Annotated in this window: 25 protein-coding genes; 14 read left to right on the top strand and 11 right to left on the bottom strand. The window is 35.7% G+C overall.

The window, feature by feature from the left end; translation table 11 throughout:
* Positions 1-44 precede the first annotated feature (44 nt).
* From AABL85_RS00265 to AABL85_RS00245, 5 genes are all read left to right on the top strand, one after another.
* Positions 45-1,034: an aspartate-semialdehyde dehydrogenase gene (locus tag AABL85_RS00265; RefSeq protein WP_286414658.1), complete on the top strand. Its 990-nt coding sequence runs from the start codon at positions 45-47 to the stop codon at positions 1,032-1,034.
* A gap of 195 nt (positions 1,035-1,229) precedes the next feature.
* Positions 1,230-1,889, top strand: a complete 660-nt coding sequence (locus AABL85_RS00260; RefSeq protein WP_286414656.1) for a response regulator — start codon at positions 1,230-1,232, stop codon at positions 1,887-1,889.
* Between the two features lie 148 nt (positions 1,890-2,037).
* Positions 2,038-3,456 (top strand): MBL fold metallo-hydrolase, encoded by a 1,419-nt coding sequence (locus tag AABL85_RS00255; RefSeq protein ID WP_341308789.1) that lies wholly within the window; start codon positions 2,038-2,040, stop codon positions 3,454-3,456.
* A 162-nt stretch (positions 3,457-3,618) separates the two neighbouring features.
* The gene (locus AABL85_RS00250) at positions 3,619-4,470 is read left to right on the top strand and encodes a prephenate dehydrogenase (protein WP_286414653.1); all 852 of its coding nucleotides are present in this window, start codon (positions 3,619-3,621) and stop codon (positions 4,468-4,470) included.
* A gap of 63 nt (positions 4,471-4,533) precedes the next feature.
* Positions 4,534-4,821 carry a Dabb family protein gene (locus AABL85_RS00245; RefSeq protein WP_286414652.1) on the top strand — a complete coding sequence of 96 codons (288 nt, stop codon included), beginning with the start codon at positions 4,534-4,536 and terminating at the stop codon, positions 4,819-4,821.
* A 182-nt stretch (positions 4,822-5,003) separates the two neighbouring features.
* Here the strand turns inward: AABL85_RS00245 and AABL85_RS00240 are convergent, their stop codons facing one another.
* Genes AABL85_RS00240 through AABL85_RS00230 form a run of 3 tightly spaced genes read right to left on the bottom strand, consistent with a single transcriptional unit; the run spans position 5,004 to position 7,973 of the window.
* On the bottom strand, positions 5,004-6,032 hold the full coding sequence (locus AABL85_RS00240; protein ID WP_286414650.1) for an asparaginase: 1,029 nt from the start codon (positions 6,030-6,032) through the stop codon (positions 5,004-5,006).
* Positions 6,022-7,158 carry a 1-acyl-sn-glycerol-3-phosphate acyltransferase gene (locus AABL85_RS00235; protein WP_286414649.1) on the bottom strand — a complete coding sequence of 379 codons (1,137 nt, stop codon included), beginning with the start codon at positions 7,156-7,158 and terminating at the stop codon, positions 6,022-6,024. The genes AABL85_RS00240 and AABL85_RS00235 overlap by 11 nt, the downstream gene beginning before the upstream one ends.
* Positions 7,159-7,202: 44 nt before the next feature.
* On the bottom strand, positions 7,203-7,973 hold the full coding sequence (locus AABL85_RS00230) for a TatD family hydrolase (protein WP_286414648.1): 771 nt from the start codon (positions 7,971-7,973) through the stop codon (positions 7,203-7,205).
* An 80-nt stretch (positions 7,974-8,053) separates the two neighbouring features.
* Here AABL85_RS00230 and AABL85_RS00225 point away from each other — a divergent pair, with 80 nt between their 5' ends.
* Positions 8,054-8,491 (top strand): retropepsin-like aspartic protease, encoded by a 438-nt coding sequence (locus tag AABL85_RS00225; RefSeq protein WP_341308788.1) that lies wholly within the window; start codon positions 8,054-8,056, stop codon positions 8,489-8,491.
* 2 nt (positions 8,492-8,493) lie between these two features.
* Here AABL85_RS00225 and AABL85_RS00220 read toward each other — a convergent pair whose 3' ends face one another.
* Positions 8,494-9,069 (bottom strand): DUF3109 family protein, encoded by a 576-nt coding sequence (locus tag AABL85_RS00220; protein ID WP_286414645.1) that lies wholly within the window; start codon positions 9,067-9,069, stop codon positions 8,494-8,496.
* A 384-nt stretch (positions 9,070-9,453) separates the two neighbouring features.
* On the opposite strand from AABL85_RS00220, the gene AABL85_RS00215 reads away from it, so the two are divergent.
* Positions 9,454-9,648 (top strand): hypothetical protein, encoded by a 195-nt coding sequence (locus tag AABL85_RS00215; protein ID WP_286414644.1) that lies wholly within the window; start codon positions 9,454-9,456, stop codon positions 9,646-9,648.
* A 5-nt stretch (positions 9,649-9,653) separates the two neighbouring features.
* Positions 9,654-10,268: an FAD-dependent oxidoreductase gene (locus tag AABL85_RS00210; protein ID WP_286414642.1), complete on the top strand. Its 615-nt coding sequence runs from the start codon at positions 9,654-9,656 to the stop codon at positions 10,266-10,268.
* A gap of 64 nt (positions 10,269-10,332) precedes the next feature.
* Here AABL85_RS00210 and AABL85_RS00205 read toward each other — a convergent pair whose 3' ends face one another.
* The 4 genes from AABL85_RS00205 to AABL85_RS00190 all read right to left on the bottom strand — a co-directional run bounded on the left by AABL85_RS00205 (position 10,333) and on the right by AABL85_RS00190 (position 15,529).
* Entirely contained in the window at positions 10,333-11,298 is a 966-nt protein-coding gene (locus tag AABL85_RS00205) for a PCMD domain-containing protein (RefSeq protein ID WP_341308787.1), read from the bottom strand.
* 11 nt (positions 11,299-11,309) lie between these two features.
* A complete protein-coding gene (locus AABL85_RS00200; protein ID WP_341308786.1) occupies positions 11,310-13,034 on the bottom strand; it encodes a phosphoethanolamine transferase in 1,725 nt (574 codons plus the stop codon).
* An 8-nt stretch (positions 13,035-13,042) separates the two neighbouring features.
* Complete coding sequence (locus AABL85_RS00195; protein WP_341308785.1) at positions 13,043-14,215, bottom strand: BamA/TamA family outer membrane protein; 1,173 nt, start codon at positions 14,213-14,215, stop codon at positions 13,043-13,045.
* A gap of 123 nt (positions 14,216-14,338) precedes the next feature.
* On the bottom strand, positions 14,339-15,529 hold the full coding sequence (locus AABL85_RS00190; RefSeq protein ID WP_341308784.1) for an aromatic amino acid transporter: 1,191 nt from the start codon (positions 15,527-15,529) through the stop codon (positions 14,339-14,341).
* A gap of 544 nt (positions 15,530-16,073) precedes the next feature.
* On the opposite strand from AABL85_RS00190, the gene AABL85_RS00185 reads away from it, so the two are divergent.
* From AABL85_RS00185 to AABL85_RS00160, 6 genes are all read left to right on the top strand, one after another.
* Positions 16,074-16,448 (top strand): hypothetical protein, encoded by a 375-nt coding sequence (locus AABL85_RS00185; RefSeq protein ID WP_341308783.1) that lies wholly within the window; start codon positions 16,074-16,076, stop codon positions 16,446-16,448.
* Positions 16,449-16,522: 74 nt separating this feature from the next.
* Complete coding sequence (locus AABL85_RS00180) at positions 16,523-18,889, top strand: TonB-dependent receptor (protein WP_286414630.1); 2,367 nt, start codon at positions 16,523-16,525, stop codon at positions 18,887-18,889.
* Between the two features lies 1 nt (position 18,890).
* Complete coding sequence (locus AABL85_RS00175) at positions 18,891-19,253, top strand: hypothetical protein (RefSeq protein WP_341308782.1); 363 nt, start codon at positions 18,891-18,893, stop codon at positions 19,251-19,253.
* Positions 19,254-19,318: 65 nt separating this feature from the next.
* Positions 19,319-19,855, top strand: coding sequence for a DUF4625 domain-containing protein (locus AABL85_RS00170; protein WP_341308781.1), 537 nt, complete (start codon positions 19,319-19,321; stop codon positions 19,853-19,855).
* Positions 19,856-19,988: 133 nt separating this feature from the next.
* Positions 19,989-22,094: a prolyl oligopeptidase family serine peptidase gene (locus tag AABL85_RS00165; protein WP_341308937.1), complete on the top strand. Its 2,106-nt coding sequence runs from the start codon at positions 19,989-19,991 to the stop codon at positions 22,092-22,094.
* Positions 22,095-22,444: 350 nt separating this feature from the next.
* A complete protein-coding gene (locus tag AABL85_RS00160; protein WP_341308780.1) occupies positions 22,445-22,804 on the top strand; it encodes a hypothetical protein in 360 nt (119 codons plus the stop codon).
* A gap of 255 nt (positions 22,805-23,059) precedes the next feature.
* Here the strand turns inward: AABL85_RS00160 and AABL85_RS00155 are convergent, their stop codons facing one another.
* The 3 genes from AABL85_RS00155 to AABL85_RS00145 form a co-directional block, all read right to left on the bottom strand.
* Positions 23,060-23,815, bottom strand: coding sequence for an SDR family oxidoreductase (locus AABL85_RS00155; protein WP_341308779.1), 756 nt, complete (start codon positions 23,813-23,815; stop codon positions 23,060-23,062).
* A gap of 70 nt (positions 23,816-23,885) precedes the next feature.
* Positions 23,886-24,476: a DUF1684 domain-containing protein gene (locus tag AABL85_RS00150; protein ID WP_341308936.1), complete on the bottom strand. Its 591-nt coding sequence runs from the start codon at positions 24,474-24,476 to the stop codon at positions 23,886-23,888.
* Positions 24,477-24,574: 98 nt separating this feature from the next.
* On the bottom strand, positions 24,575-25,048 hold the full coding sequence (locus tag AABL85_RS00145) for a Dps family protein (RefSeq protein WP_006257622.1): 474 nt from the start codon (positions 25,046-25,048) through the stop codon (positions 24,575-24,577).
* Between the last annotated feature and the right edge of the window lie 53 nt (positions 25,049-25,101).

Genomic DNA, 25,101 nt, shown 5'->3' with positions numbered 1-25,101 from the left:
TTATCCTTGATTAAAACTATTTATTAATCCTAATTTTATAAAAGATGAAAATCGCAGTAGTAGGCGCTACCGGTATGGTAGGTGAAATCATGCTAAAAGTATTAGCGGAGAGAAATTTTCCTGTAACAGAATTAATTCCTGTGGCTTCTGAGAAGTCTGTAGGTAAGGAAGTGGAATTTAAGGGTAAGAAGTACACCATAAAGTCCATGGAAGAGGCTGTTATGATGAAGCCGGATATTGCTTTATTTTCAGCAGGAGGAAGTATTTCCCTAGAGTGTGCACCGAAGTTCGCTGAGGTAGGTACTACAGTAATAGATAATTCTTCGGCATGGAGAATGGATCCCACTAAGAAATTAATCGTACCTGAGATTAATGCTGATTCTTTGACTAAAGAAGATAAAATTATTGCTAACCCTAACTGTTCTACTATTCAGTTAGTAATGGCATTATCTCCTTTACACAAACAATACGGGATTAAGAGGGTGGTAGTTTCTACGTATCAGTCTATTACTGGTACAGGAGTGAAAGCTGTAAGACAGTTAGAGAATGAGTATAAAGATGTGAAAGGGGATATGGCTTATAACTATCCTATACACCGCAATGCTATTCCTCACTGTGATGTGTTCGAAGATAATGGATACACGAAAGAGGAAATGAAATTAGTGAAAGAGACGAAGAAGATACTTAGAGATGATACTGTGCTAGTGACAGCTACTGCTGTGCGTATCCCTGTAGTGGGAGGACATAGTGAAACTGTGAATATAGAGTTCGAAAAGGATTTTGACTTAGGAGATGTTAGACAGATTCTTCACCAAACTCCAGGTATCACTGTACAAGATAATACAGATACGAATACTTATCCAATGCCGTTATACGCAGAAGGAAAAGATGATGTATTTGTAGGGCGTATCAGAAGAGACGAGAGTCAGAAGAATACAGTGAATATGTGGATCGTAGCTGATAACCTTAGAAAAGGAGCTGCTACTAATACGGTACAAATTGCGGAGTATTTAGTTGCGAATAAGCTGGTGTAGTCCATTAAAACATAGATATAGAAAGCACTGAGTAGTATACTTGGTGCTTTTTTTGTTTGTAAAGGCTTATTGTATTGTATTTTTATGTAAATTGTTGATAATTTGTGTATAAAAAGTTTTAACTTATCATAAATAAGTCTTTTTATACTAGTTTAATGTTTAAATTTGTAGTATGATTCCCAAAATTCGATTATTATGCGCAGAATACTGTTAGTAGATGACCATCCTCTTATAGTAGAAGGATACGTATTGGCTCTTTCTAAGGATAAATTAGAACTTGGAGAGGTTGTCTTTGAAAAAGCATTTGACTGTTTGACTGCTAAAGAAACAATAGATGCTGCTGTTGAACGCGCGGATTTATTTGACCTTGCTATTGTTGATTTTTCCTTACCGAGTAAGGAAGGGGCACTATTGCGAGATGGCGGGGATATAGTTGCTTATATAAAGAAAGTAATGCCTTACTGTAAGACTATCATTCTGACTGGTCATACAGAAGTGATTACAATATATAATATCGTTAAAAACATTAGACCAGATGGTCTAGTAAGTAAACATGAGATTACACCTGATAACTTATTAGATATTGTAAAACGGGTATTGATAGGAGATCGCTATCAAAGTGATATCGTGAAGCATTGTCTAAATGAGATAGTAAGAAAGGAAGTAATGTATGATGACTATAATAGAGAGATTCTAGTGTTGTTATCTAAAGGATATAAATTACAAGAATTAGAAAATCATATTCCTCTTTCTAATCCTGCAATTAAAAAAAGATTGGCAAAGATGAAGCATGTCTTCGAAGTATCAGATACCGCTAATCTAATACAGCTGGTATTAAAAGAAGGTTTCGTATAAGAAATAAAAAAGCACTCTATGGAGTGCTTTTTGTTTACTAAAGGATGTTGTTCTATTATTTTTATTTGTAATTGTTTGTAACTATGATATTTGTCATTTTTTTACTAAGTGATCAATAGTACTTTTAATCTCGAAAAAAAGTTTAGATATGAAAATAGAACAGATATATACAGGCTGTATTGCACATGCTGCTTATTATGTAGAGAGTAATGGTGAGGCGGCAATATTCGATCCTCTCCGAGATGTAGAACCTTATCTAGAAAGAGCTAAAAGTGATGATGCAGTCATTAAGTATGTATTCGAGACACACTTTCATGCAGATTTTGTGAGTGGGCATTTAGATATTATGGAGAAGACAGGAGCTAAGATAGTCTTCGGGCCTACTGCTGCGCCTAGTTATGAAGCTATTATAGCAGAAGATAATCAAGTGTTTAAGCTGGGGAACATTCAGATAAAAGTATTGCATACTCCTGGGCATACTATGGAGAGTAGTACTTATCTTATTATAGATGAAGAAGGAAAAGAGCATGCGATCATTAGTGGTGATACACTATTCATCGGAGATGTAGGTCGTCCAGATTTAGTACAATTAGTAAAATCTGAGATTACAGAAGAAATTTTGGCTAGGCATTTATTCCAATCTCTTCGTAACAAAATCATGGTATTACCTGATGATGTAATCGTGTATCCTAATCATGGTGCAGGATCTGCATGTGGTAAAAATATGAGTAAGGAGACTGTGGATACCTTAGGTAATCAGAAGAAGACTAACTATGCACTACGCGCTGATATGACAGAAGATGAGTTCGTAGTAGAACTATTGACAGGATTAGCAACACCACCTCAGTATTTTCCTAAGAATGTGCTGATGAACATTACAGGATATGAGCAACTAGATAGTATCTTAGATAGAGGTAAAAAACCGATGAGTGTAGATGATGTGAAGAAACAAATGATGAAGAAGGAAGTTATTCTATTAGATACACGTATGCCACAGGCGTTCTCAGAAGGCTTTGTACCTAGTAGTATTAATATCGGGCTAAATGGACAATTTGCTGTTTGGGTTGGCGAATTGATAAAAGATATAAAGGCACCTATTGTTCTAATCACTGAACCAGGCAAAGAAGAGGAGAGTATAATCCGTCTATCACGTGTGGGGTATGATAATGCTATAGGATACCTAGAAGGAGGAATCGAGGCATGGAAAAGAGCAAATGAACCTATTCAAACTATTACTCGTATAACGCCTCAAGAGATGGATAGACTCTATCTAGAGGATAAAGGAGTACTGTTAGATGTGCGTAAAATAAATGAGTTTAAGTCAGAACATCTAGAGGATTCATTAAGTATTCCTCTGAATGTATTAGAAGAAAAAATAGATGCGATATCAAGAGAAAAGAAGTATATCATCTACTGTGCTGGAGGATATAGAAGTATGATGGCAGCATCGATATTATATAAGTATGGAATTACTAATCTGGTGGATGTATTAGGGGGATATAATGCAATAAGCAAAGAAAGTACTTTAGATCATACAGATTTTGTGTGTCCTACATCTATGTTATAACGATAGTGATATTGTTCTCAGTGTTGGTTATAAAGATTAGTTAGTTTAGATGTTGATTAAACACAGATGAGAACAAAGGAACGAAAAGTTTAAAAAAAAGAGAAGAAATTATGCTGAAACAGAGTAGGTATTTATAGCTTTGTTTATCATAATAGACGTAATATGGCAAAAATAGTAGGGTTAGTAGGTGTAGGACTAATTGGAGGGTCTATCGTTTTAGATCTTAAAGAAAAAGGATTTGTGACTAAAGTATTGGCTTCAGATTTATCTGAGCGCAATGCTAGTAAGGCATTAGAACTGCGTATCGCAGATGAGATTGTAGAACTAGATGTATTAATAGAACAATCAGATATTATCATTATAGCAACGCCAGTGAACGCCAGTGTAAAACTGGTGTCGTATGTGTTAGACAGAGTAGGAGATGGACAGTATGTAATGGACGTAGGATCTACAAAGTCTTTGTTAGAAAAAGAGATAGAAGGGCATAGCAGAAGAGGACAATTTGTAGCAACTCATCCGATGGCTGGTACAGAGTTTAGTGGGCCTGAAGCTGCATTTAAAGGATTGTTTAAAGATAGGGTAGCGATCATCTGCAACCCTGAAAAGTCTAATCCTAAAGCATTAAATGCAATCTCTGAATTATATTATCACTTAGAGATGCGTATGATCTTAATGGATGCTGACTCGCATGATGAACATGTGGGATATGTCTCTCATCTGTCTCATGCTATATCTTACGCACTTGCAGTAGCGGTCTTAGACAAAGAGAAAGACGATACAGCTATCTTTAATTTAGCGGCAGGAGGATTTGCCTCTACAGTTCGATTGGCAAAGAGTTCTGTGGATATGTGGTTGCCTATTTTTGAACAGAATGCGGAGCATGTATTGCCTATTTTAGATACGTATTTAGAAAAGCTAACTCAGTTCAAAACATATTTAGAAGCAGGAGATACTAAGGGATTGGCTGGTTTTATAGCAGAGGCTAATCGCATCAAAGATAAATTGAAAAAATAAGTAGATCGTGCTTGAAATAAAGCAGTTTTGATTAACTTGTTAGTGCAATAAAAAATAGACATTATGATTACACATATAGTGATGTGGAGGCTGAAAGATGAAAATAAAGAAGCCAATAAATTAGAAATAAAACGACTATTAGAAGATTTAAAAGGAAAGATAGAGGTGCTAGAATCTATAGCTGTATCATTTAATGATCCTCAAGCAGATCCTAAAAACTTCGAAGTGATTTTACATACGACATTTAAGAACCTTCAAGATTTAGATGTTTATGCAAAACATCCTGAGCATCTAAAAGTAGTAGATTTTATTAAATCAGTAGTAACAGAGAGAGTAGCAATAGACTACTAGTAATGTATAATAGTACAACTTTTTTGTGTAAAAAGTTAGTTATTTAGTTATCGATTTTAGTTTAAAAGCAGTTTGTCCAATGTGATAAGCTGCTTTTTTTATTGGTGCAAATAATTCGGTTGAAGACTTAATGACGTAAAATAAAAAAGCTCTTAGAGTAGTTCCAAGAGCTTTTAGTATTGTTATTCTTCCATCTCTCCACAGATAGGAGTCTCGAAAGCAGTTTTAAAGTCTGTTAAGCCTTTTTGTTTGAGTAAGAACATCAGCTTAGTGATGGCAGCCTCTGTGGTGATATCTTTACCAGATATAACACCTATTTCTTTTAGCTCTGTACTTGTCTCATATTTCCCCATATGTACACTACCACTAGAACACTGAGTAACGTTAATCACTTTAAGTCCCTTTTTAATAGCTTGTCCTAATGTTGTTAAGAACCATGCTTCAGTAGGAGCATTACCAGCACCATAAGTCTCAAGTACGATTCCTTCTAGGTCTTTAATGTTTAGAATAGCCTCTAAGACATTCTGCTGTATACCAGGGAATATCTTTAGAATCATCACATTGCTAGACATCTCTTTGTGTACGAGTAATGGTTCTTGGGTATGTGTATAGTTGAGTAGAGGTTTGTTGATACGCAGGTTCACTCCTGATTCTGCTAAATGAGCAATATTAGGAGAGGTAAACGCATTAAATAACTCAGCACTTACTTTAGAAGTCCTATTTCCTCTGTATAGTTTGTATTCAAAGTATAAACATACCTCTTGAATAACAGGGGTATTGTTTTCTTGTACAGCAGCTACCTGAATAGCCGTTATAAGGTTTTCTTTTGCATCTGTACGCAAGTCTCCAATAGGAAGCTGAGAACCTGTTAGAACAACAGGTTTGCGCAAGTTCTGCAGCATAAAGCTTAGTGCAGATGCTGAGTATGACATCGTATCAGAACCGTGTAGAATAACGAATCCGTCAAACTTATCATAGTTCTCTTCTACTACACTTGCCATCTTCACCCATAAGGCAGGGCTCATATCAGAAGAGTCTATCGGTGTTTCGAATGAATAGGTCTCTATCGAACACTCAAGCATGTGTAACTCAGGTATACGCTCTACTAACTGATCAAAATTGAAAGCACGTAAAGCACCTGTTTTGAAGTCTTTTACCATACCGATAGTTCCACCAGTATAGATTAAAAGAATAGCAGGACTATTGTTCATTACTCAATTTTAATTTGTTAATAACAGGATTAGCATACATAGCTAAGAAGCCATCTACGATTATTTTGTTTTCTTTATCTACGCGTAGTTCAAGACGTCTTTCGAATAGTTGCCTCTCTTTTTCTGTATATTTATCAGCGAACTTATTGCTGTTATGCATGATGTCATAAGCAATATAGTTAGTTGGCCATAAGAAGTAGTTAGCGATAATCGACTTATCTATTTCTGTAGCTACAGCTTGCATCTGTTTATTAGTTTTCTCTACAGTGTTTTTAATATTATCTAATTCTTGGTCTAGAACATCTCCTACATGGATATGAATACCACGTTTTTGACCGATGATACCACTGTATAAGTTGATAAAGTCTTCATTCTTATCTTTGATATATACTTCATCATTCGCTTTAGCTAATAGCTGAGGCATCTTCAGTGCATCCGTAGGATCATACTCATACGAGATAGATACAGGTACTATCTTCACTTTTTTGAAGTAGTCCATTAAGTTAGCCTCATCAGAAGCCATTCCGATCATCTTTAGAACTCCCTGATGAGTTGCGTCATTACCATCCTTAGTACGTCCTTCCCTCTGTGCTATCCATACAGATCTGTTCTCCTCGAATAAAAGATGTTGTATATATTCAGACATTAGTTTAGAACTTTCTAATAGCTCTCTAGGTGGTAATCCACGTTTAACTAAGAAGTTTCTATTTACTTTAGCGAGTGCTAGTAAAAAAGACTTTTGTACTAGGTTATCCCCTATAGCAGAGGCTGTCATAACTAATTTGTTGTCTTTAAGGGCAACGTTGAGAAGAGAAGTATCCATAAGGATATCTCGATGGTTAGATACGTATAGATAAGCTGTGTCTTTATCTAATTTGTCAAACCCCGAAGTGGTCAAACCATTAGAGCTTTTCTCTAGGATTCGCTGAATAGAGTGGTAGGCAAAATCATCTTGAAATTGTTGAATAGATTTCACTTCCTTTAAGGCATTCATCCATTCCTCTTCCGTTTTATTAGGAAAAGTATATCCCATTAACGCTTTTATCATTGGGTGTTTAGAAATCTGTTGTAAGACTTCGTGTACCTCGTGATCGTGGTAGTGGCGTATAGAATCAAACTTAGACATTAGTGTAATGTATTATTATAAACAAGTTATGTTGTTTTCGTGTTTTAAACTCCAAATACAGCTACTGAATTCGCTGTAGTTTGTTTTGCTATCTCTTCTAGAGGCAGCGCGTAAATATCGGCTAATTTTTCTGCAATATTTACGATATATGCACTTTCATTTCTTTTTCCTCTAAATGGGACAGGTGCAAGGTACGGAGAATCAGTTTCTAATACGATATGCTCCAGCGGTATTTTGTTTAAAAATTGGTCTATTTTACCATTTTTAAACGTAGCTACCCCACCTATACCTAGCCTTAGGTTATAGGAAATAGCTTTTAGCGCTTGCTCTTCAGTACCTGTGAAGCAGTGGAATATTCCTCTTAGATCATCCCCTTTTTCTCGTTCTAGTACTTCAAACACCTCGTCAAAAGCATCTCGACAGTGAATATTAATAGGCAATTTATATTTTTTTGCCAATTGTATTTGGTATTGAAAGGCTTCTTGTTGTATGGCTAAAGTACTTTTATCCCAATACAAGTCAATGCCTATTTCTCCTACTGCGTAATAAGTACGACGTTCTAGTTCACGCTCTACATAAGCCAATTCCTCTTTATACGTCTCTGGTTTTACATCAGTAGGATGCAGTCCCATCATAAGAAATACATTATTAGGGAACTCTTGCTCTAGTTCAAACATTGCATTGCTATAGCTTGAATCTATCGCTGGTATAAAAAAACGCGTAACCCCACTAGATATTGCACGATTTATTGTTTCTTTACGATCATCTGCAAAAGCATCTGAGTATAAATGTGTATGCGTATCAGTAAATATCATTCTAATATTGTATTTTTCTATAATGTTAGATTAATGTTACAAAAGTACCTTTTAAAAAGAATTTAAACTACATTTGATTGATGGAAAACATGAAAGATATATTAAAAAAGGGAAGATATAAGAAAGTTAAGTTTAAAATATCTAAAACGAACCACCTTTTTGTCAAAGCTAAAATCAATGGAATACTAGGTGACTTTATCCTAGATACAGGTGCCTCTAATAGCTGTATTGATTTTAGTCATATAGATCATTTTAATATTATTCCTGAGAACTCGTCTACTAAAGCCTCAGGAGCAGGAGCTAATGGAATGCATACCCAAGTAGCCTATCATAATCATTTACAAATGAGCCGTTGGCAGAACAAGAGTTTTAACCTAGTAATTATAGATCTAACTCATGTCAATGTTGCCTTAATAGAGTATAACGTTAAGACTGTACACGGTATTATAGGCTCAGATGTATTACTACAAGGGAATGCAATTATTGACTATAAAGAACAAGTGCTCTATATTCAATAAATCTATTTTCTTGACTTACTCCATTCTTCTGCTACTAGCTCTAATTCTTTATACCAGTCTTCCCCATATTTTCTGATAAGAGGAGCTTTTAAGAACTTATATACAGGTACGCTTAACTCTTGTCCTAGAGTACAAGCATCGCTACAGATATGCCATTTGTGATAGTTCACAGCAGAGAAAGAAGAGAACTCTTTAATACGTATAGGATATAAATGACATGAGATCGGCTTTTTCCAGTCGATTAGACCTTCGTTATACGCCTTTTCTATTCCACATAGTGCCATTTCATTCTCGTAGATAACATAAGCACATTCTCCACCTTCTATTAGAGGGGTTTCGTACTCATCATCATCACCATATACAGATGTACCTTGTTCTTCTATTGCCTTAATACCTTCAGGACGTAAGAAAGGTTTTACTTTATCATATACAGCTTTAAGTATCTCTACTTCATCATCTTCTACAGGTGCTCCTGCATCTCCGTCTATACAGCACTCTCCCTTACAAGCCGAAAGGTTACATACGAATTCTTTCTCTAGAACTTCTTCTGATACGATTGTTTTTCCTATTTGAAACATCTGAATATTATAATTAATTGGCTGCAAAATTACAAATCTTTATGTAATAAAGAGACTTACCCTTTAGATTAACCTTTTTCACTAAGTAATTTAGGATGAATATAAAGTTCATAATATAAGATAGTTGTATCAGATCAGTAGAATAGTGTTAATTACGCTATTATTTTATCTGTTAATATTTTTTACATTATTTCATTGTAGCGCTTATATCTATGAGGTGAGATTCAACAATAGTGATGACTTCTTGATAAAAATAGTAAAAAAACACGACTTATGACTTTAATATCTCGTTGTTAAAATATATAGTGGTAATGTTAAAGGATTGTCCTAGTGGTGGTTTTTTTGTACTTTCGGATGGTAAAATCAAATTCTTTATCATTCGAAATGAAAATTTTTAGTTACATAGCTATAGTATTTGTAGTTGCATTGATTGTATTAAATATCACAATGTTAGACTTTAATAACCTATTCCAAGGGGATAGTCTAATCGCATTAATTGGTATCGTAGCCCTGCTTTGTGCTGTATGCATTTTATTGATTTACCGTACATCTAAAATGATAAACGATAAAACAAAATAAGACCTATGGAAGTATTCGATGTACTAATCATAGGGGGAGGTGTATCAGGAGTTTCTTGTGCACAAGTTATTGGTAGTGCCGTAAAGAAACCTTTTGTAGCAGATAAGAAAGTAGGTATTATTATGCATCAGAAGAGTTCAATGCTTCAAGATGCTATATTCTATAATGCTTACGGGATAAAACAAGGGACTTTAGGAAAAGACCTATTAGAACAGTCTATCGAAGACTTGAAGTACTACAAGCACATTGACCAAATCATTGGCGAGAAAGTTATTTCAGTACAGCAGAGAGATGGAGTATTTGAAGTTAAGACGAATAAGGAAGTATACTATACTTCACTTGTAGTAGTAGCTATTAATTCTAGTCCTACCTTTGAAGTAGAAGGACTAATGGAATATGTGATACCACATAAGAAATCATTAGCTGCTAAGAATAGAATACAGTTGAAAAACGAAGATCACTTAGTAACAGAAGGTGTTTATGTGGCAGGCACATTAGCAGGACATAGAAGTCAGCTAGCGATAGCTGCTGGTAGTGGAGCTGCTGTAGCTACAGACATTCTGACGTTGTGGAACGGAGGAATAGAAACTCATAGCCACGATAGTACTAGAGTGAAGTAATAAGATAAAAAAGAGAGGTAGTTTAATCCAGATTAAACTACCTCTCTTTTTGTATTGATATATTTTAATAAACCAACCCTACGTTATCTATCCATAAATGGCTATCCGTATTACCGATATACGCACCACCATTACTAGAAGAGAATTGTACGATTAGGTGAGTTACCTCGTCATCTGCAGTACCCCAACCTTCTTCTATGATCGGCACCATTTTACCTTTGCTATTTCTAGTGTAGTATGCATTGCTACCTGTTCTAAGTGCCATGTGAGCGCCATAGTAACTCTGCTTTGTGATATCGCCATAGTTTACAGTCAGACGGTGTTTATTTTGCCATGTTTTTACAGATTTATCCATCAGTTCCCATCCCGTACCTATACGTTTAGCATATACATTACCATCTTTGTCTTCCCATCTCTTTTGTAGCAGAATCTGTATCTCAGCCTTATCATTTCGCTTAGCATCAGTTCCGCTTCCCATACCATTCACACGTTTAGAAGGCCCACCAGTAGTTACTTTATAGTCGAACTGTAGTGCTTTAGGTTTTTTAGTAAAAGGAATACCTGTTACTAGTTTACTTTGAGGGTTTTTAGTATCTGTGATAGGTTCTATCATTTCTCCTAAGAAGATTGTCCCACTGGCTAGTACATTGATATTAATTACCCCTAGTACTTTCACTTTCTCTATACGTGTCTCTAGACGAGCAGCGTACCCATTATCTCTTTTTTCTGGGAATACTGTTACACTCCCTTTCGTTATACCACTTACAGTAGCTAGTACAGATGAGGTAGCCCATGGAGACTTTTTATTCTTGTAAGGCGTATTGTCCTTTAATGTATCTTTTGTTTCAGTGATCTCGTATAGGTATTGTGTATTACCCCCGATGATAAACGATTCTTTAATCTCGCGTACCATCCAGTGATCCATATTACCTAGTCTTATAGGTTCTACTTTTTCACTCTGTGCAGTAGCTAGCAGTGGCATAGCACACATGGCTAGGGCTAGTATTTTTAGTTTAGTTTTTTGTATCATTGTTTTGTTGTTTATTCTTTAATATTATTCTTTTTCAGCATTTCGAAATCTTCTTTCTTCAAGTTCATTTTAGTATAAGGAACAGCGATATCATGGTCATTTAAGTACATACGTGCTTCTGCATTAAAAGCTCTATTGACTAATGACAAGTCTTTTTCTAGATAAGAAGTACGGATATGTGCTGCATTAATCATCGTATGGAATACTGCATTCGTAGAGATAGGTTTGTTTTTATTCTCCTGCACTGCCGTCATTCTCTTTTCATTATTGGCGATATACTCATCTGAGAACCACATTAAGAATGGTATTCTTAGCTGATAGTAGGTAGGACTTGGCGATGCGTGTAAGAACCTATTTCTATCATCGTCGAATAAGTCCTCTCCGTGATCAGAAGTATATAGCATAGCTACTTCCTCATTAGTCTGTTTCAGGGCTTCTATCGTTTTAGCTAAGAAGTGATCTGTGTATAAGATAGAGTTGTCATACGCATTGACTAGATGTTCTTTCTCCGATTTCTTTACACCACCTATCTCATCAGGAGTGAACTGTCTGAAGTCCTTAGGGTAGCGCTCCATATACTTAAAGTGTGACCCATAGGTGTGTAATAAGATGAATAGATCTCCTGTAGTCTCCTGTATGTGTTTTTGCATTAAATCTACTAATTCTTCATCATAGTGATTCTCTGTCATACGTGTATGGCTATCAGTAGTGCGTATCGTCTTATAGATATCTGCTTCTTTAGTGAAGTATTCTATAAACGAAGAGTTCTCTGCCTGATTAGACAGTGATATAGTGGTAAAGCCAGCTTCTTTAAACGCGTGTACAATACCTTTTTTGACATAGATAGAATTATAGTTCTCTGCCTCTGCCTCTGATAAGATGATTGAGACACTCTTATGAGTCGTATTCGATTGTGTTAACGCATCTTTGAACACGACCAAGTTCTTCTCAGTCTTTAATTTCGGATTAGTTTCTCTATCATATCCATACAGAGACCAGTTGTCAGCTCTACTTGTCTCACCTATGATCAGTACGTATATCTGTCTTTTATTAGTAGAGATGCTGTCTCTAGTAGCTTTAAAGGTAAAGTCTTTAGAGGTCTCCGGGTATCGATTGACCTTATCCCATTTATTCACAGCGAATCCTAGGTTGTGTAACGCATTGATAGGATACACATCTTGGTTAAAAGCAAATGTACCTGTATTCTTATTCGCACTGAAGAATGATAATACTAGTGAGGCTATTAATAATAGCACAGCAGGTAATAGAGTTTGTCTTCTAAAGCTCCAGCCTAAGAAGTTCTTTCTCTTCCACTGAAGTATAGCGAATACGATAGGTGGAATGTATAAGAAACACACAAAGGCAATAGAAGGCAATAGACTACCGAGTAGTTCATTTATTTCAGAAGTATTCGTGGTTGCTACGTTTAGAAACATATCTGCTGCTATCACATCTTCTCCGAATAGATAGAATAATACAATCTGGAAAGCGTGTAAAAACAAGAATGGAAAACATAATAGTAACCATGCTCCTGAATTTTTAAAAGCAGAGAATATCGTCATGAATAGCCCCAATGGAAACAGTATGACTACAATCTTACCTAGTATATCGACTGGTTGCGTAAAGACAAAGTAAATACTCGGAACCATATTGACAGCAATATAGAACCAAAACAAGGCTATCGGGTTATTTATGACTCTACTAAAGAATCCTTTTTTGTTTAATTGTTCAGTCATTTTATCCTTTAAAACGATTCATAGATATTAAAATAGAAACCACTCTGACCTTTACCAAAACCATAGTCAAGACGTACGTTTACTCTATTTTTAAACTCCCATCTATATCCTATACCATAAGTAGGTAGTGTATGGCTCCAGTCAAACTTTTCCATATTCTTGAACACATTACCTGCACCACCCCATACTGCTACACCGTGTCGATTATGTATTTTTTGTCTTAGCTCTACCTGTGTATTGATCTGTTTTCTATCTCGATATTGCCCACTGTAGTACCCTCTCATCTGTCTAGCCCCACCTAGTTTAGAAAGCATTGTCCATGGCACTTCACCATTGTTAAACTCTCCATTTAAGTCGAAGGCTAGTAGACCACCCTTCCACACTTGTTGATATGCACGTGCTGTAAAGTTAATCTTTCCGAAGTGCTTATTGCTTCCCAGTGTTTTTGGGAAAAAAGTCTGCTCATATTGGATAAAGATTCCTTTACTCGGGTTAGGGATAAAGTCTCTACTGTCATATGACGCGATAAATCCTCCTCCGATAGCTGTATCTTTAGAGTCTGTATCAGGTCTCACTTCCGTATCTTTAAAGTTTCTACTCTGAATATTCTGAGCAGAAAAGACTAGTCCTACATACGTATTAGGCAACACTTTTCGCAATACATCAAATTTCAAGCCTAAGTGATATTCGTCGTATTTCACATAATCACCTTGATTACCTGCTTCATATCCTATGCCATAGTATTTACTAGGCATATATTTAAACGCCATATCGTAGTGAAATCGATAGTCATCATTAGGAAATATCGTTGTATTCTCTACTCCGATAGCAAAGAATCCACTTGTAGTGAAGTTAGTATAAATTGCGACATCAGAAGGGGGTAAATCAAGATTTTCTTTATCTACTCTATACAGTCCAGAAGCGACTATACCTAGTCCTAGTTTAGTATCTACAGAGTAGCTTGGCCCACCTATGAATGAGAGGTCAAATTTGCTCTGTGATTTATCTTTTTTAGCTTCTTCAAAATAAGAAACTACGCGTTCAAAAAATTTCTTTTTAGCAGCCGTGCTATCCCGTTGTTCTTCATTAGAGATTACATCTGCACTTTGTTGTGCAAAAGATACGGTGTTCGTTATCAGTGTGATAGCGAATATTGTTGTTAGTAAGTATTTGTTTATCATATAATAATATAAGCTTGCAAATTTACGCAATTTCTAGGTCTTTGAATCTGGTAAATTCCTAAATTAAAATGATACAAAACGTTTCTTAACTAACTTTTAGAAAGTTTATAAAACATTTAGGTTTTAGCTTTTGCTAACGACTAATAGTTGTGCAAATACTATTACTAAAGAAAGTATTAATATAAAACCAATAATGAGATATTGTAACAACGAAATTTTGATTTTGTGAAATCTCATTGCCTTTAAATATAATATCACGGGAATGACTAATGCAAGTATAACACCTGCTATCGCTGCATACCCCAATGCCAAAATAAAACCCTCTGGGTAGAAGAGTGCAAATAGTAATGGGGGTATGAATGTACAGATAGCCGCCAAAGGTTTGATTAATTTTTTAGACTTATTTTTAAACAGGTCTTTATAGTAATCTAATAGCCCGATGCTTACTCCTAAGAATGAAGTACCTAATGCCGCTGCTGCGAAGAAACTAAATAAAGTCTCTATATACGTAGAGTGCGACAGCTCTCTTATGCTAAGTAATAACCCTTTTACCTCAGAGTGCTCTTGTAATATCTGCATAAAGACGGTCTGATCTAAAGTTCCTAATATAACGATCTGCCAAACTAAATAAATCACTAAGGGTAGTAAGCTACCTAGTATAAAGGCTCTTTTTAATAGCCTCTTATTCCCCTCTAGATAATCAACGATACTCGGGATGCTTCCATGAAAACCAAAAGAGGTGAATATCGCTGGGATAGACATAATCACTAGACCTTGAGACATAGGCATGTGAAGTAGATTTGCCCCTTCTATCAGAGGAGTCATAACGATCACTAATAGCGCTAAGAAGATAAGCTTCCCCGTAAAAAGAATACGAGTGAACCAATCTACCCATCTCGTCCCAATAATAACAATAGTACTGAATATAGCAGAGAAGATAAGTACAGCTAAGCGATCATCTAGATTAGTATCTAGTAGCAGGTCTATATTTGTCTTTAGGATTGTCCCTCCACCAGACATATAAGCAGCTGTCAGCCCATAGATTAAGAACATCAGACTTAGCCCAGCTATTCGGTTCACAGTGAATCCTGCATACTTTCTAGTCAAGGTATCAAAGCCATCTTTAGGACTGTTAAAATCATAGATGCGAACCATCAACAATGCTGTGTAACACATCGCAAACCAAATGATAAATAGCAGTAAAGTAGCTCCTATAAAGCCTACGCCTGCTGATGTGATAGGCATAGCTAACATGCCTCCACCGATAGAAGAACCCGCTATGATTAATATACTACCTAATAGTCTGCTATTCATTATTAATGATTTTTTATGAAAAACAAAGGTAACAAAACACAAACGATAATTTTTGGTTTAACCTGAACACATTTGTACAGCTAAGAGTAAGATTATAATCAATAACTGTATAGCTATAGTAGGACGAGGCATTCAAAAATAGCAGTGGTCGCATAGTGATTGGATAATGATCGGATAGTGGTCGCATAGTTTTGGCTAATTTTTATGCGATCACTATGGGATCATTATACCAGCATTGCGCTATCATACTATTAAAGGACTGAAATAATTTAATATTGCTTACAGTGTTTCATAGTGGAGGATGTTTTACTGTTGTTAGAAGATTTTATGTTAGTTTATGATTTTGAATTAAACTATGTTATGTATAGAGAATGCTAGGTTTGCGAGAAGTATTGATTTAGAGTATGAAAATGAATTTACACCTTGCTAAGAGGGGATATTAGTGAAATAAAAATTAGAAGTGAAATGAGGTTCAATATGAAGTAATTATTAAATATTATCATTCATATTGTCTATTTCTAGCATTCTTGTCTATATTTGCAGTATGCAAGCAAAGAAAAACATAGCAAGAATATTGTTGGTGGTAGCCATTATGTTTACCATCGTTTTTCAATTTGTGCATAGTTTTGAGCATATTGTTTCTTCAGTAGAGTACGAAAGAGAACACAGTACGCATGCTCATTTTAATGAAAGTAGAGGAGACTTATCAGATCAACTTACTTTTAAAGAAGCACATGGTCAGCTAGACAAGTGTTTTGTCTGTGATACTATACTTAATCCTGCTATCACTTCAGATATATTATCTGTAGAGTTTATCATTTATGATGTAGCGAGATCTGTTCAGGATATTGTATCGCTATCTATTGTACCTCTTTCGCAGGTATTCTTTTCCCTTAGGGCACCCCCTGTATTAGCATAAATTATTGATTAGATCTCTTGCAATCTTTGCAAAGGGATAGATTATTTATGTACAATTAAATTATTAGCGATTAAATGAGAATATTTATTCTTATGCTTTCACTAGTGGCTTCTGTTGGAACTTACGCACAACAATATGTTGTAAAGGGTAAGGTATCAGACATATATGGAGAAGCATTAGTAGGGAGCAATATAACTTTTTCGGGATTACAGTCTGGAACTGACCTGAAAGGACAATTTATATCTACACCTGTATCTGCAGGTCAGCACCGTTTATTAGTAGAATACCTTGGTTATAAGACTGTTGATACCTTGCTTACAGTGAAGTCTGATATGTATTTAGATTTGCACCTTAAGGAAGACAATACACTGCTAGACCAAGTAGTTGTATCTACACATGGGCTAAAGACGATTGCGAATACTGAGGTAGTTAGTAATAAGAAGTTAGTAGAGAGTTTTTCGGGCTCATTTGCAAAAACTTTGACATCAGTACCAGGGGTTAATGCTATGGAGATTGGGGCAGGAGCTTCTAAACCTATCATCCGTGGACTTGGTTTTAACCGTGTAGCTGTCGCTGAGAATGGGGCCAAACAAGAAGGTCAACAGTGGGGAGCAGACCATGGATTAGAGATAGATGCTTTCAGCACTGAAGAAGTAGAAGTAATTAAGGGCGTAGGTACTATTGAGTATGGTAGTGATGCGATCGGAGGTGTGATTAAGATCAATAATGAGAAGGTACCAGAGGTTCACTCATTTAGCGGAAGTGCTACTATGTTTGGCAAGACAGTTAATGATTCGTATGGGGCTTCTGTACAGGTAAAGGGAAGAGATGAAAAGTTCTTCTATAAGTTTAAAGCAACAGGTCAAGATGCAGGGGACTATCGTGTACCCACGTCTGAGATAGACTATTTAAACACTGTGATCCCTATCTATGGCAATAGAATGAAGAATACTGCTTCTAAGAACTTTGCGCTATATGGACAGATAGGTTATGTGGATAATAACTTTAAAAATATCTTAAGCATTAGTAATGTTTATGACAAGAGTGGTTTCTTCCCAGGATCTCACGGATTGCCTAATGTGGCAGCTGTAGCAGATGATGGGAATCACCGCAATATAGAATACCCACGTCAGAACGTCAATCACTTTAAGGTGGTGAATACGACTACATGGGATAGTTCATTACAAGACAAGTGGACTTTTATGGTCGCTTATCAAAACAATAGAAGACAAGAGCACAGCTTGTTTCACTCTCACTTTGATGACCAAACGCCACCAAGTTCTAACCCTAATCTAGAGTTACAGTTTGTACTAAATACAGTAGATGCATCTGTGAAGTATGAACATCTATTTAATAACAACCATAAGTTGACATTAGGGGTACAACAGAATTTTCAGAATAATACCATTGATGGATACGGATTCTTATTGCCTAAGTTTAATAGACAGAGTACAGGTGTATTTGGAATGTATGAGTATTTCGTGAATGATAAATTGACTTTAGAAGGAGGAGCGCGCTTTGACTATGCAAGTGTACATGTTAAGCCGTTTTATGATCAATTCTTATTTGACTATCTAAAAGAACAGGGCTATGCAGATCAGCTAGCTAATAAATATGCACAGAGAAGTACGACTACAGATAGAGACTTTAATAGTGTGAATGGAATGGTAGGTGCAAAGTATACGCTAAACGACAACTTTAATTTTGGAGCTACCGTGGGTACTAACTTTAGATTCCCCACTGCTATAGAGTTAGCATCTAATGGTGTGCACCACGGAGCTTTTAGACATGAGAAAGGGAATCCTGATCTTGATCCAGAGAAAGGGATTGCATTAGACTTTAGAGCAGAGTTTAAGACTTCTACGTTTAATACGACATTTAGCCCTTATTTATATTATTTTTCTAATTACATCTACCTAAAGCCATCAGGTAAGTTCTCTATACTACCAGATAGTGGACAGATTTATGAATATACCCAATCAGAAGCTATCATTAGTGGTTTTGAATGGAAAGTAGAGAAACGCTTTTTTGATCGTCTAAATATATCAGCAGTACTTGAGTATATCTATAATCAGCAAGTGTCTAATGGACAGAACGGAGCTTATCCATTGCCATTCACTCCTCCGATGAATGTATTCGGAGAGGTTAGATATAGCTTTAGAGATACGGATTTGTTTAAAGAATCAGAAGTGTACTTTAACGGGAAGTGGTATGCTAAGCAAGAGCGTATAGCACAGGGAGAAGAAGTGACACCTAGTAGCCAGAGCTTCGGTGCTGGGGTGTCTTCTACAGTACAGTTCGGTAAGTTTAAGGCGCGTACTACGCTGTCTATCTCAAATATGTTTGATACGAAGATATTAAATCATACGAGCTTCTACAGACCATTAGGTATACCAGAGTTAGGACGTTCAATCCAATTGATGATACAAGTACCATTCTGATATGACTGATAAGAACATACGTGCTATAGTATGTTCTCTATGGTGTACTTTATTCTTAGTACCCATACTGAACAATACTCTTCACTATGTCATCATTGATCATCACTTTGGGCAGAAGTCAACTCAACTAGAATATGTAGATAGTAATACGATTCACTACTGTGAGCAGTATATATGTAAGCTCTCACCTGCTATAGAACATATAGTAGCGCCTATAGAATTTTGGGAAGAGAGAGTACACGATGAATTAGTAATCGAGGTAGTAGCCAGCTATAAAGAGTGTCTGTTTCCTTTTTATTGGTTAAGAGGGCCTCCTGTAAATGGGTTAACTCATTTTGCACTAGGTAAAAACAAAGACATTTAACTCATCTTCCAGATTGTGATAGATTAAATTAAACAGCACAATCTGGATTTTTAAACATTTAAAAAATGAAACAATTAAAATATATAGCAAGCGTAACTTTATTAAGTAGTATATTATTTACATCATGTCTGAAGAGTGATTCTGATATTGATACTCAAAAACCTGTGATCGTGTTAAATGCACCAGAAGAGGGAGCTAATTTAGAAGCAGGAGAGACTATCCACTTTGATATGGATGTATCAGATAATATAGCCTTAGGGTCTTATGATATTGACATTCACTCAGCAGAGGGACATACACATACGCACAGCGTATCTGTAAGACATGATGACCACGATCATGACCATGATTACGACGATGAAGAGAACGCACACCGCAAATCGTTTAAATATAAAAATAGCTGGGATGATATCTATGGGCAGCGAAATGCACATATACATCACCACGAAATCCTAATAGATAAAGAAGCAAAGAGAGGTGAATACCACTTTGTAGTAAAAGTATTAGATAAGGCAGGGAACCAAGCTATGGAATTTAGAACTGTGAATATTGTAAACCCAGGAGAGGGAGACCATGATCACGACCATGAACACAAGCATTAATAATAGGAAATAATGTTAATATATAGAGAGTAAGGGGGATTCCTCCTTGCTCTTTATTAATTTATGGATATATTTACTAACTTATTATTTAAGAAAACAATAACTAACTTAAACATTTATGAGAAAAACACTTATGACTTTACTAGTTGCTACAATCATAGTTTCTTGTAAGCAAGGAGCTACGGAAGAAGCAAATGTAGAACTAAAGTACCCAGACACTAAAAAAGGTGAAGTAGTAGATACTTACTTCGGTGTAGAAGTAGCTGACCCATATAGATGGTTAGAAGATGATAGATCAGAAGAAACTGCTGCTTGGGTAAAAGCAGAGAACCAAGTTACTTTTGATTATTTAGCTCAGATTCCATTTAGAGATGACCTAAAGAAACAAATGGAAGAGGCATGGAACTATGAGAAGATCGGTGCTCCATTTAAAGAAGGTAAATACACTTATTTCTTTAAAAATGACGGGTTGCAGAATCAGTCTATCTTATACCGCAAAGATGAAGCAGGTAAAGAAGAGGTATTCTTAGATCCTAATACATTCTCTAAAGATGGTACTACATCATTAGGAAGTATTGATTTCTCTGAGGATGGTTCTAAAGTAGCTTACGCTATCTCTGAAGGAGGAAGTGACTGGAGAAAGATTATCGTGCTAGATGCAGAAACAAAACAAGTGATAGGGGATACATTAGTAGACGTGAAGTTTAGTGGGGTTTCTTGGTTTGGTAATGAAGGGTTCTATTATTCTAGTTATGATAAGCCAACAGGAAGTGAATTATCTGCAAAGACAGATCAACATAAATTATATTACCACAAATTAGGTACGGCTCAGAAAGAGGATGCTCTAATCTTCGGTAAAGATCAGAAGAGACGTTATGTAGGTGGAGGAGTGACTAGTGATAATAAATATTTAGTTATTACGGCTGCTAACTCTACTTATGGTAACGAGCTTTATATTAAAGATTTGACTGTAGCGAATAGCCCTATTGTTACTTTAGTAAATAACTTCGACAGCAGTAATGGAGTATTAGATAGTAAAGATGGTAAATTATATATCGTAACAGATTATAAAGCACCTAACACAAGAGTAGTAACTGTAGATGCTAAGAATCCAGGACAAGCGAATTGGGTTGACTTTATCGCAGAGACAAAGAATGTATTGACACCTTCAAAAGGAGCTGGATATATCTTCGCTAACTACTTAAAAGATGCTGTAGCATATGTAGAGCAGTATGACTATACAGGTAAGAAAGTGAGAGTAGTAGAATTACCAGGAGTTGGAACTGTTGGTGGTTTTGGTGGTAAAAAATCAGATACTACATTATACTATTCTTTCACGAACTATATCACTGCAGGAAGTATCTATGCTTTCAATCCAGTAGATGGTACGTCTAAAGTATATGAGCAACCTAAAGTGAAGTTTGACTCTTCTCAATATGAGTCTAAACAAGTATTCTATACTTCTAAAGACGGAACTAAAGTACCGATGATCATTACACATAAAAAAAGTCTTAAGTTAGATGGTAAGAATCCTACTATGCTATATGCTTACGGAGGGTTTAATATTAGCTTGACTCCTTCATTTAGTATTGCTAATGCTATTTGGTTAGAGAATGGTGGTGTATATGCTGTACCAAACCTTAGAGGTGGTGGAGAGTATGGTAAAGAATGGCACGTAGCAGGTACTCAATTACAAAAACAAAATGTATTTGATGACTTTATCGCTGCAGGTCAGTACTTAATTGACAATAAATATACTTCATCTGATTTCTTAGCTATTAAAGGTGGATCTAATGGAGGGTTATTAGTAGGTGCTACTATGACTCAACGTCCTGACCTTATGAAAGTAGCTTTACCAGCAGTAGGAGTATTAGATATGTTGCGTTACCACACTTTCACAGCAGGTGCAGGATGGGCGTATGACTATGGTACTTCAGAAGATAGCAAAGAGATGTTCGAGTACTTAAAAGGATATTCTCCTCTACACAATGTGAAAGCTGTAGCATACCCAGCTACAATGGTAACTACTGGTGACCATGATGATAGAGTAGTACCAGCGCACAGCTTTAAGTTTGCAGCTGAGTTACAAGCTAAAAATACAGGTAATAACCCTATGTTAATTCGCATTGAAACGAATGCAGGACATGGTGCAGGTAAATCTATTGCTCAACAAATACAAGAGCACGTAGACTTACAAGCATTTACATTATACAATATGGGTATCAAGAAACTGAAATAGGAAACAACAGTTTTTAAATCCAATAAAGGCGAGTCAATATTTTGACTCGCCTTTTGTTTTTTTAAGAGACCTAGTTTTATTCGTTTAGTTATAGTTCAGTCCAGTATGTTATTGATTCAGTTTCTCTATTAGGATGAGGTACTAGTTTAGTGCCATCCCAGAAGATATAGATATCACAGTATCACAATATCAGATGTATACCTATAATTTATATTGTTCTCACTTTACCAATTTTGCAATCTTAAGGTGAAAAACGAAAGGGGAATTCTCAATTTGTAACAAACAAGACATATCTTGACACATATTTTAGACTTTTAAAATGTATGTTTGTGGAAATTATAAACAAAAACATGAAAAAATTATTAGCTATATTTATAGTATTAATGTGTGTTATGAGTTTTAATTCTTGTTCAAAAGACGAAGAGTTGAACCCTATTAGTACTTACAGATTAAAAGTAACAACAAACCCTAAAGAGACATATTTAATATTAACTTATGAAGGTGTGGGAGGTAATAATAGATATGAAATAAAAGGTAATAGTGAAATAGAAATTAAACAAAGAAAACATCACTCTACACAAATAAATGTTTTAGTTTCCAATAATCCTAATAATAAAGTTAAATCACCATATATAAAATTAGAGTTATTTAAAGGAAAGAAATTAATAGCTTCGAAAGAAGGTTCTTCTTTTGTTCAATTATCTCATTAATTTTTTTCTTGTTTTTTACAAAGTCTACATCAGTACTTTTACATTAAAGAAATAAAAGTGCAAAAAAGTCTTTGGGCTGACTTTAAAAAGTTAGACAAATTGAAGCAACTTTTTTAATACAAGAGAATGAGACTTACAAGAAGTTACATTATACAATATGGGTATCAAGAAACTGAAATAGGAAACAACAGTTTTTAAATCCAATAAAGGCGAGTCAACATTTTGACTCGCCTTTTTAATTTACATCCTTTTTCTTTATGATGTTTTTATCTTTGGAAAGCCTCCGTCTACACTTAGCTCTGTACCTACGATGAATGAAGCGGCATCAGAAGCTAAGAACATGACTGCTTCTGCTACTTCGGACGCTAGACCGAAGCGCTGTATAGGCACTTGTGGTGCGAAGGAAGTAGTGAATGAGTCTACTTGCTCTTTAGATAAGTTAGATCGGTCGAAGTAGTTCGTTTGGATAGGGCCTGGTGATACAGCATTAACGCGTATTCCTCTACTGATTAATTCTGATGCAAAGGTCTTAGTGAACGATTGCACAGCTGCTTTAGCAGCAGAATAGACACTAGAGTTTTGCATCCCTACTTCAGTGACGATAGAAGTGTTTAGCACGATAGCGCTATCACTAGACATAAGGGGTAAGACCTGCTGTACAGTGAATAGAGTTCCTTTGACAATAGTATTGAACATCTCTTCATAGTGCGTCTCGTCTATTAGTTCTAGTGGAGCATATTTGCCAAAACCAGCATTGACAAACACAATGTCTAAACGAGACGTATAGTGGCGTAATTCTTCCCCTAGACGCATCAGGTCTACCATATTACCTGCATCAGAGACGATACCTATAGCCTGATGACCTAGTTCTGCCACTGTACTGTCTACAGTATGTTTGTTCCTACCTGTGATGATGACCTGTGCACCGTGTTGGATAAATAAGAGTGCCGTTGCTTTACCGATACCACTAGTTCCACCAGTGATAAGCGCTATTTTACCTTTTAGTTTCATTTTACTGTATTTAGAATCCCAAAAGTATATTGACTCTTACTCACTCACAATCCGTTTCTTGCTACTCTGCTTATTCGTATTTATAATTTTTTACACCAGCATTTATTTCTACTTCTATGAAGTTTTGTTCAGGTGGTATAGGGCATGAGTATTTAGGGTTATAAACACAGAAGGGATTATAAGCCTGATTAAAGTTTAGAGTGATAAGGTCTCCTTCAGGTATCTCTAAATCTATATATCTACCTCCACCATAAGTAGTCACTCCAGAAGTAAGATCTGTAAAAGGTAAGAATAGGTGATTAGCATAGTCTTCTTTCTTTAGGATATCTAGATCCTGAAAGACATCCACTTTATGTTCTTTTTTGTCTAATATAAAGTGTAGTTCACCGTATTTGACATAATTCAGCTTATTCGAAGTTGTTGTAGGCATCGTAAAAGGCTTTTCGTCTGGTGTACGAACTAGTTTAGTTTCTACAACATAATCTTCTGTTATAGGGAAGAAATCAAGTCCTTTAAACTTCTTTAGCGCATCCTTAGGTAATGGAGATGTTTTAGAGTCGCTAAACTCCTTGTTGAGTTCTTTTTGGAATACCTCTGCTCTTTCTATATCTGTTTTAGGCTGAGAACACGATACTAGTAGGGATAATACTGCTCCCAACATAAATAGCTTTTTCATATTGGTTATTGTTGTTTGAGGTAAAAGTAACAAAAAAGGTTTGCCCAAAAAAGGCAAACCTTGATATAATGTTGTTTCACTGATTATCCTAAGTGAGAACGTAGCATCCAAGCTGTTTTCTCATGTGCTTCCATTAAGCCGATTAAGAAGTCAGCAGTACTCTTATCATTAGACTCTTCGATAGCATCTATATTCTGTCTGATGAAGGATACGATCACCTCATAGTCTATTAATAACTCTGCAATCCAAGACTTACTATCTGTATCTGTAGTTTTTCTCTCTTCTGTTAAGTGAGTTAGTTTTAAGTAATCTTTTAAAGAAGAAGGAGCGTAGTGTCCTAGTGTTTTAATACGTTCTGCCACAGCATCTACATTCACTGCTAGTTCTGTATACAGTTCTTCGAAGTATACGTGTTTAGAATGGAAGTCTACCCCCGTTACGTTATAATGAGCATTTCTCGCTTTAGTGTAAAGGATAAACTCATCTGCTAATAATTTAGATAGTACTTCTGCATTGAATTGACGTGCGTTGTCTGTAAGACCGATATTTGTTTTCATAGTATTTCTGATTTTTTATTACTATGTAAATGTACAAAATAATATAGGTAATA

Origin of the sequence: Myroides odoratimimus, from assembly GCF_038039805.1 — a bacterium.
GTDB classification, from domain to species: Bacteria; Bacteroidota; Bacteroidia; order Flavobacteriales; family Flavobacteriaceae; genus Flavobacterium; species Flavobacterium odoratimimum_B.
The sequence above is the reverse complement of the archived record's forward strand: the minus strand, read 5'-3'. Positions and strand labels throughout refer to the sequence as shown.

Bases quoted from the DNA above. Each gene is read 5' to 3' on its own strand.
- AABL85_RS00145 (WP_006257622.1), bottom strand. From the start codon at position 25,048: ATGAAAACAAATATCGGTCTTACAGACAACGCACGTCAATTCAATGCA.
- AABL85_RS00260 (WP_286414656.1), top strand. From the start codon at position 1,230: ATGCGCAGAATACTGTTAGTAGATGACCATCCTCTTATAGTAGAAGGA.
- AABL85_RS00195 (WP_341308785.1), bottom strand. From the start codon at position 14,215: ATGATAAACAAATACTTACTAACAACAATATTCGCTATCACACTGATA.
- AABL85_RS00225 (WP_341308788.1), top strand. From the start codon at position 8,054: ATGGAAAACATGAAAGATATATTAAAAAAGGGAAGATATAAGAAAGTT.
- AABL85_RS00215 (WP_286414644.1), top strand. From the start codon at position 9,454: ATGAAAATTTTTAGTTACATAGCTATAGTATTTGTAGTTGCATTGATT.
- AABL85_RS00160 (WP_341308780.1), top strand. From the start codon at position 22,445: ATGAAAAAATTATTAGCTATATTTATAGTATTAATGTGTGTTATGAGT.
- AABL85_RS00245 (WP_286414652.1), top strand. From the start codon at position 4,534: ATGATTACACATATAGTGATGTGGAGGCTGAAAGATGAAAATAAAGAA.
- AABL85_RS00190 (WP_341308784.1), bottom strand. From the start codon at position 15,529: ATGAATAGCAGACTATTAGGTAGTATATTAATCATAGCGGGTTCTTCT.
- AABL85_RS00175 (WP_341308782.1), top strand. From the start codon at position 18,891: ATGACTGATAAGAACATACGTGCTATAGTATGTTCTCTATGGTGTACT.
- AABL85_RS00220 (WP_286414645.1), bottom strand. From the start codon at position 9,069: ATGTTTCAAATAGGAAAAACAATCGTATCAGAAGAAGTTCTAGAGAAA.
- AABL85_RS00155 (WP_341308779.1), bottom strand. From the start codon at position 23,815: ATGAAACTAAAAGGTAAAATAGCGCTTATCACTGGTGGAACTAGTGGT.
- AABL85_RS00235 (WP_286414649.1), bottom strand. From the start codon at position 7,158: ATGTCTAAGTTTGATTCTATACGCCACTACCACGATCACGAGGTACAC.
- AABL85_RS00230 (WP_286414648.1), bottom strand. From the start codon at position 7,973: ATGATATTTACTGATACGCATACACATTTATACTCAGATGCTTTTGCA.
- AABL85_RS00150 (WP_341308936.1), bottom strand. From the start codon at position 24,476: ATGTTGGGAGCAGTATTATCCCTACTAGTATCGTGTTCTCAGCCTAAA.
- AABL85_RS00165 (WP_341308937.1), top strand. From the start codon at position 19,989: ATGACTTTACTAGTTGCTACAATCATAGTTTCTTGTAAGCAAGGAGCT.
- AABL85_RS00250 (WP_286414653.1), top strand. From the start codon at position 3,619: ATGGCAAAAATAGTAGGGTTAGTAGGTGTAGGACTAATTGGAGGGTCT.
- AABL85_RS00185 (WP_341308783.1), top strand. From the start codon at position 16,074: ATGCAAGCAAAGAAAAACATAGCAAGAATATTGTTGGTGGTAGCCATT.
- AABL85_RS00200 (WP_341308786.1), bottom strand. From the start codon at position 13,034: ATGACTGAACAATTAAACAAAAAAGGATTCTTTAGTAGAGTCATAAAT.
- AABL85_RS00265 (WP_286414658.1), top strand. From the start codon at position 45: ATGAAAATCGCAGTAGTAGGCGCTACCGGTATGGTAGGTGAAATCATG.
- AABL85_RS00180 (WP_286414630.1), top strand. From the start codon at position 16,523: ATGAGAATATTTATTCTTATGCTTTCACTAGTGGCTTCTGTTGGAACT.
- AABL85_RS00210 (WP_286414642.1), top strand. From the start codon at position 9,654: ATGGAAGTATTCGATGTACTAATCATAGGGGGAGGTGTATCAGGAGTT.
- AABL85_RS00205 (WP_341308787.1), bottom strand. From the start codon at position 11,298: ATGATACAAAAAACTAAACTAAAAATACTAGCCCTAGCCATGTGTGCT.
- AABL85_RS00240 (WP_286414650.1), bottom strand. From the start codon at position 6,032: ATGAACAATAGTCCTGCTATTCTTTTAATCTATACTGGTGGAACTATC.
- AABL85_RS00255 (WP_341308789.1), top strand. From the start codon at position 2,038: ATGAAAATAGAACAGATATATACAGGCTGTATTGCACATGCTGCTTAT.
- AABL85_RS00170 (WP_341308781.1), top strand. From the start codon at position 19,319: ATGAAACAATTAAAATATATAGCAAGCGTAACTTTATTAAGTAGTATA.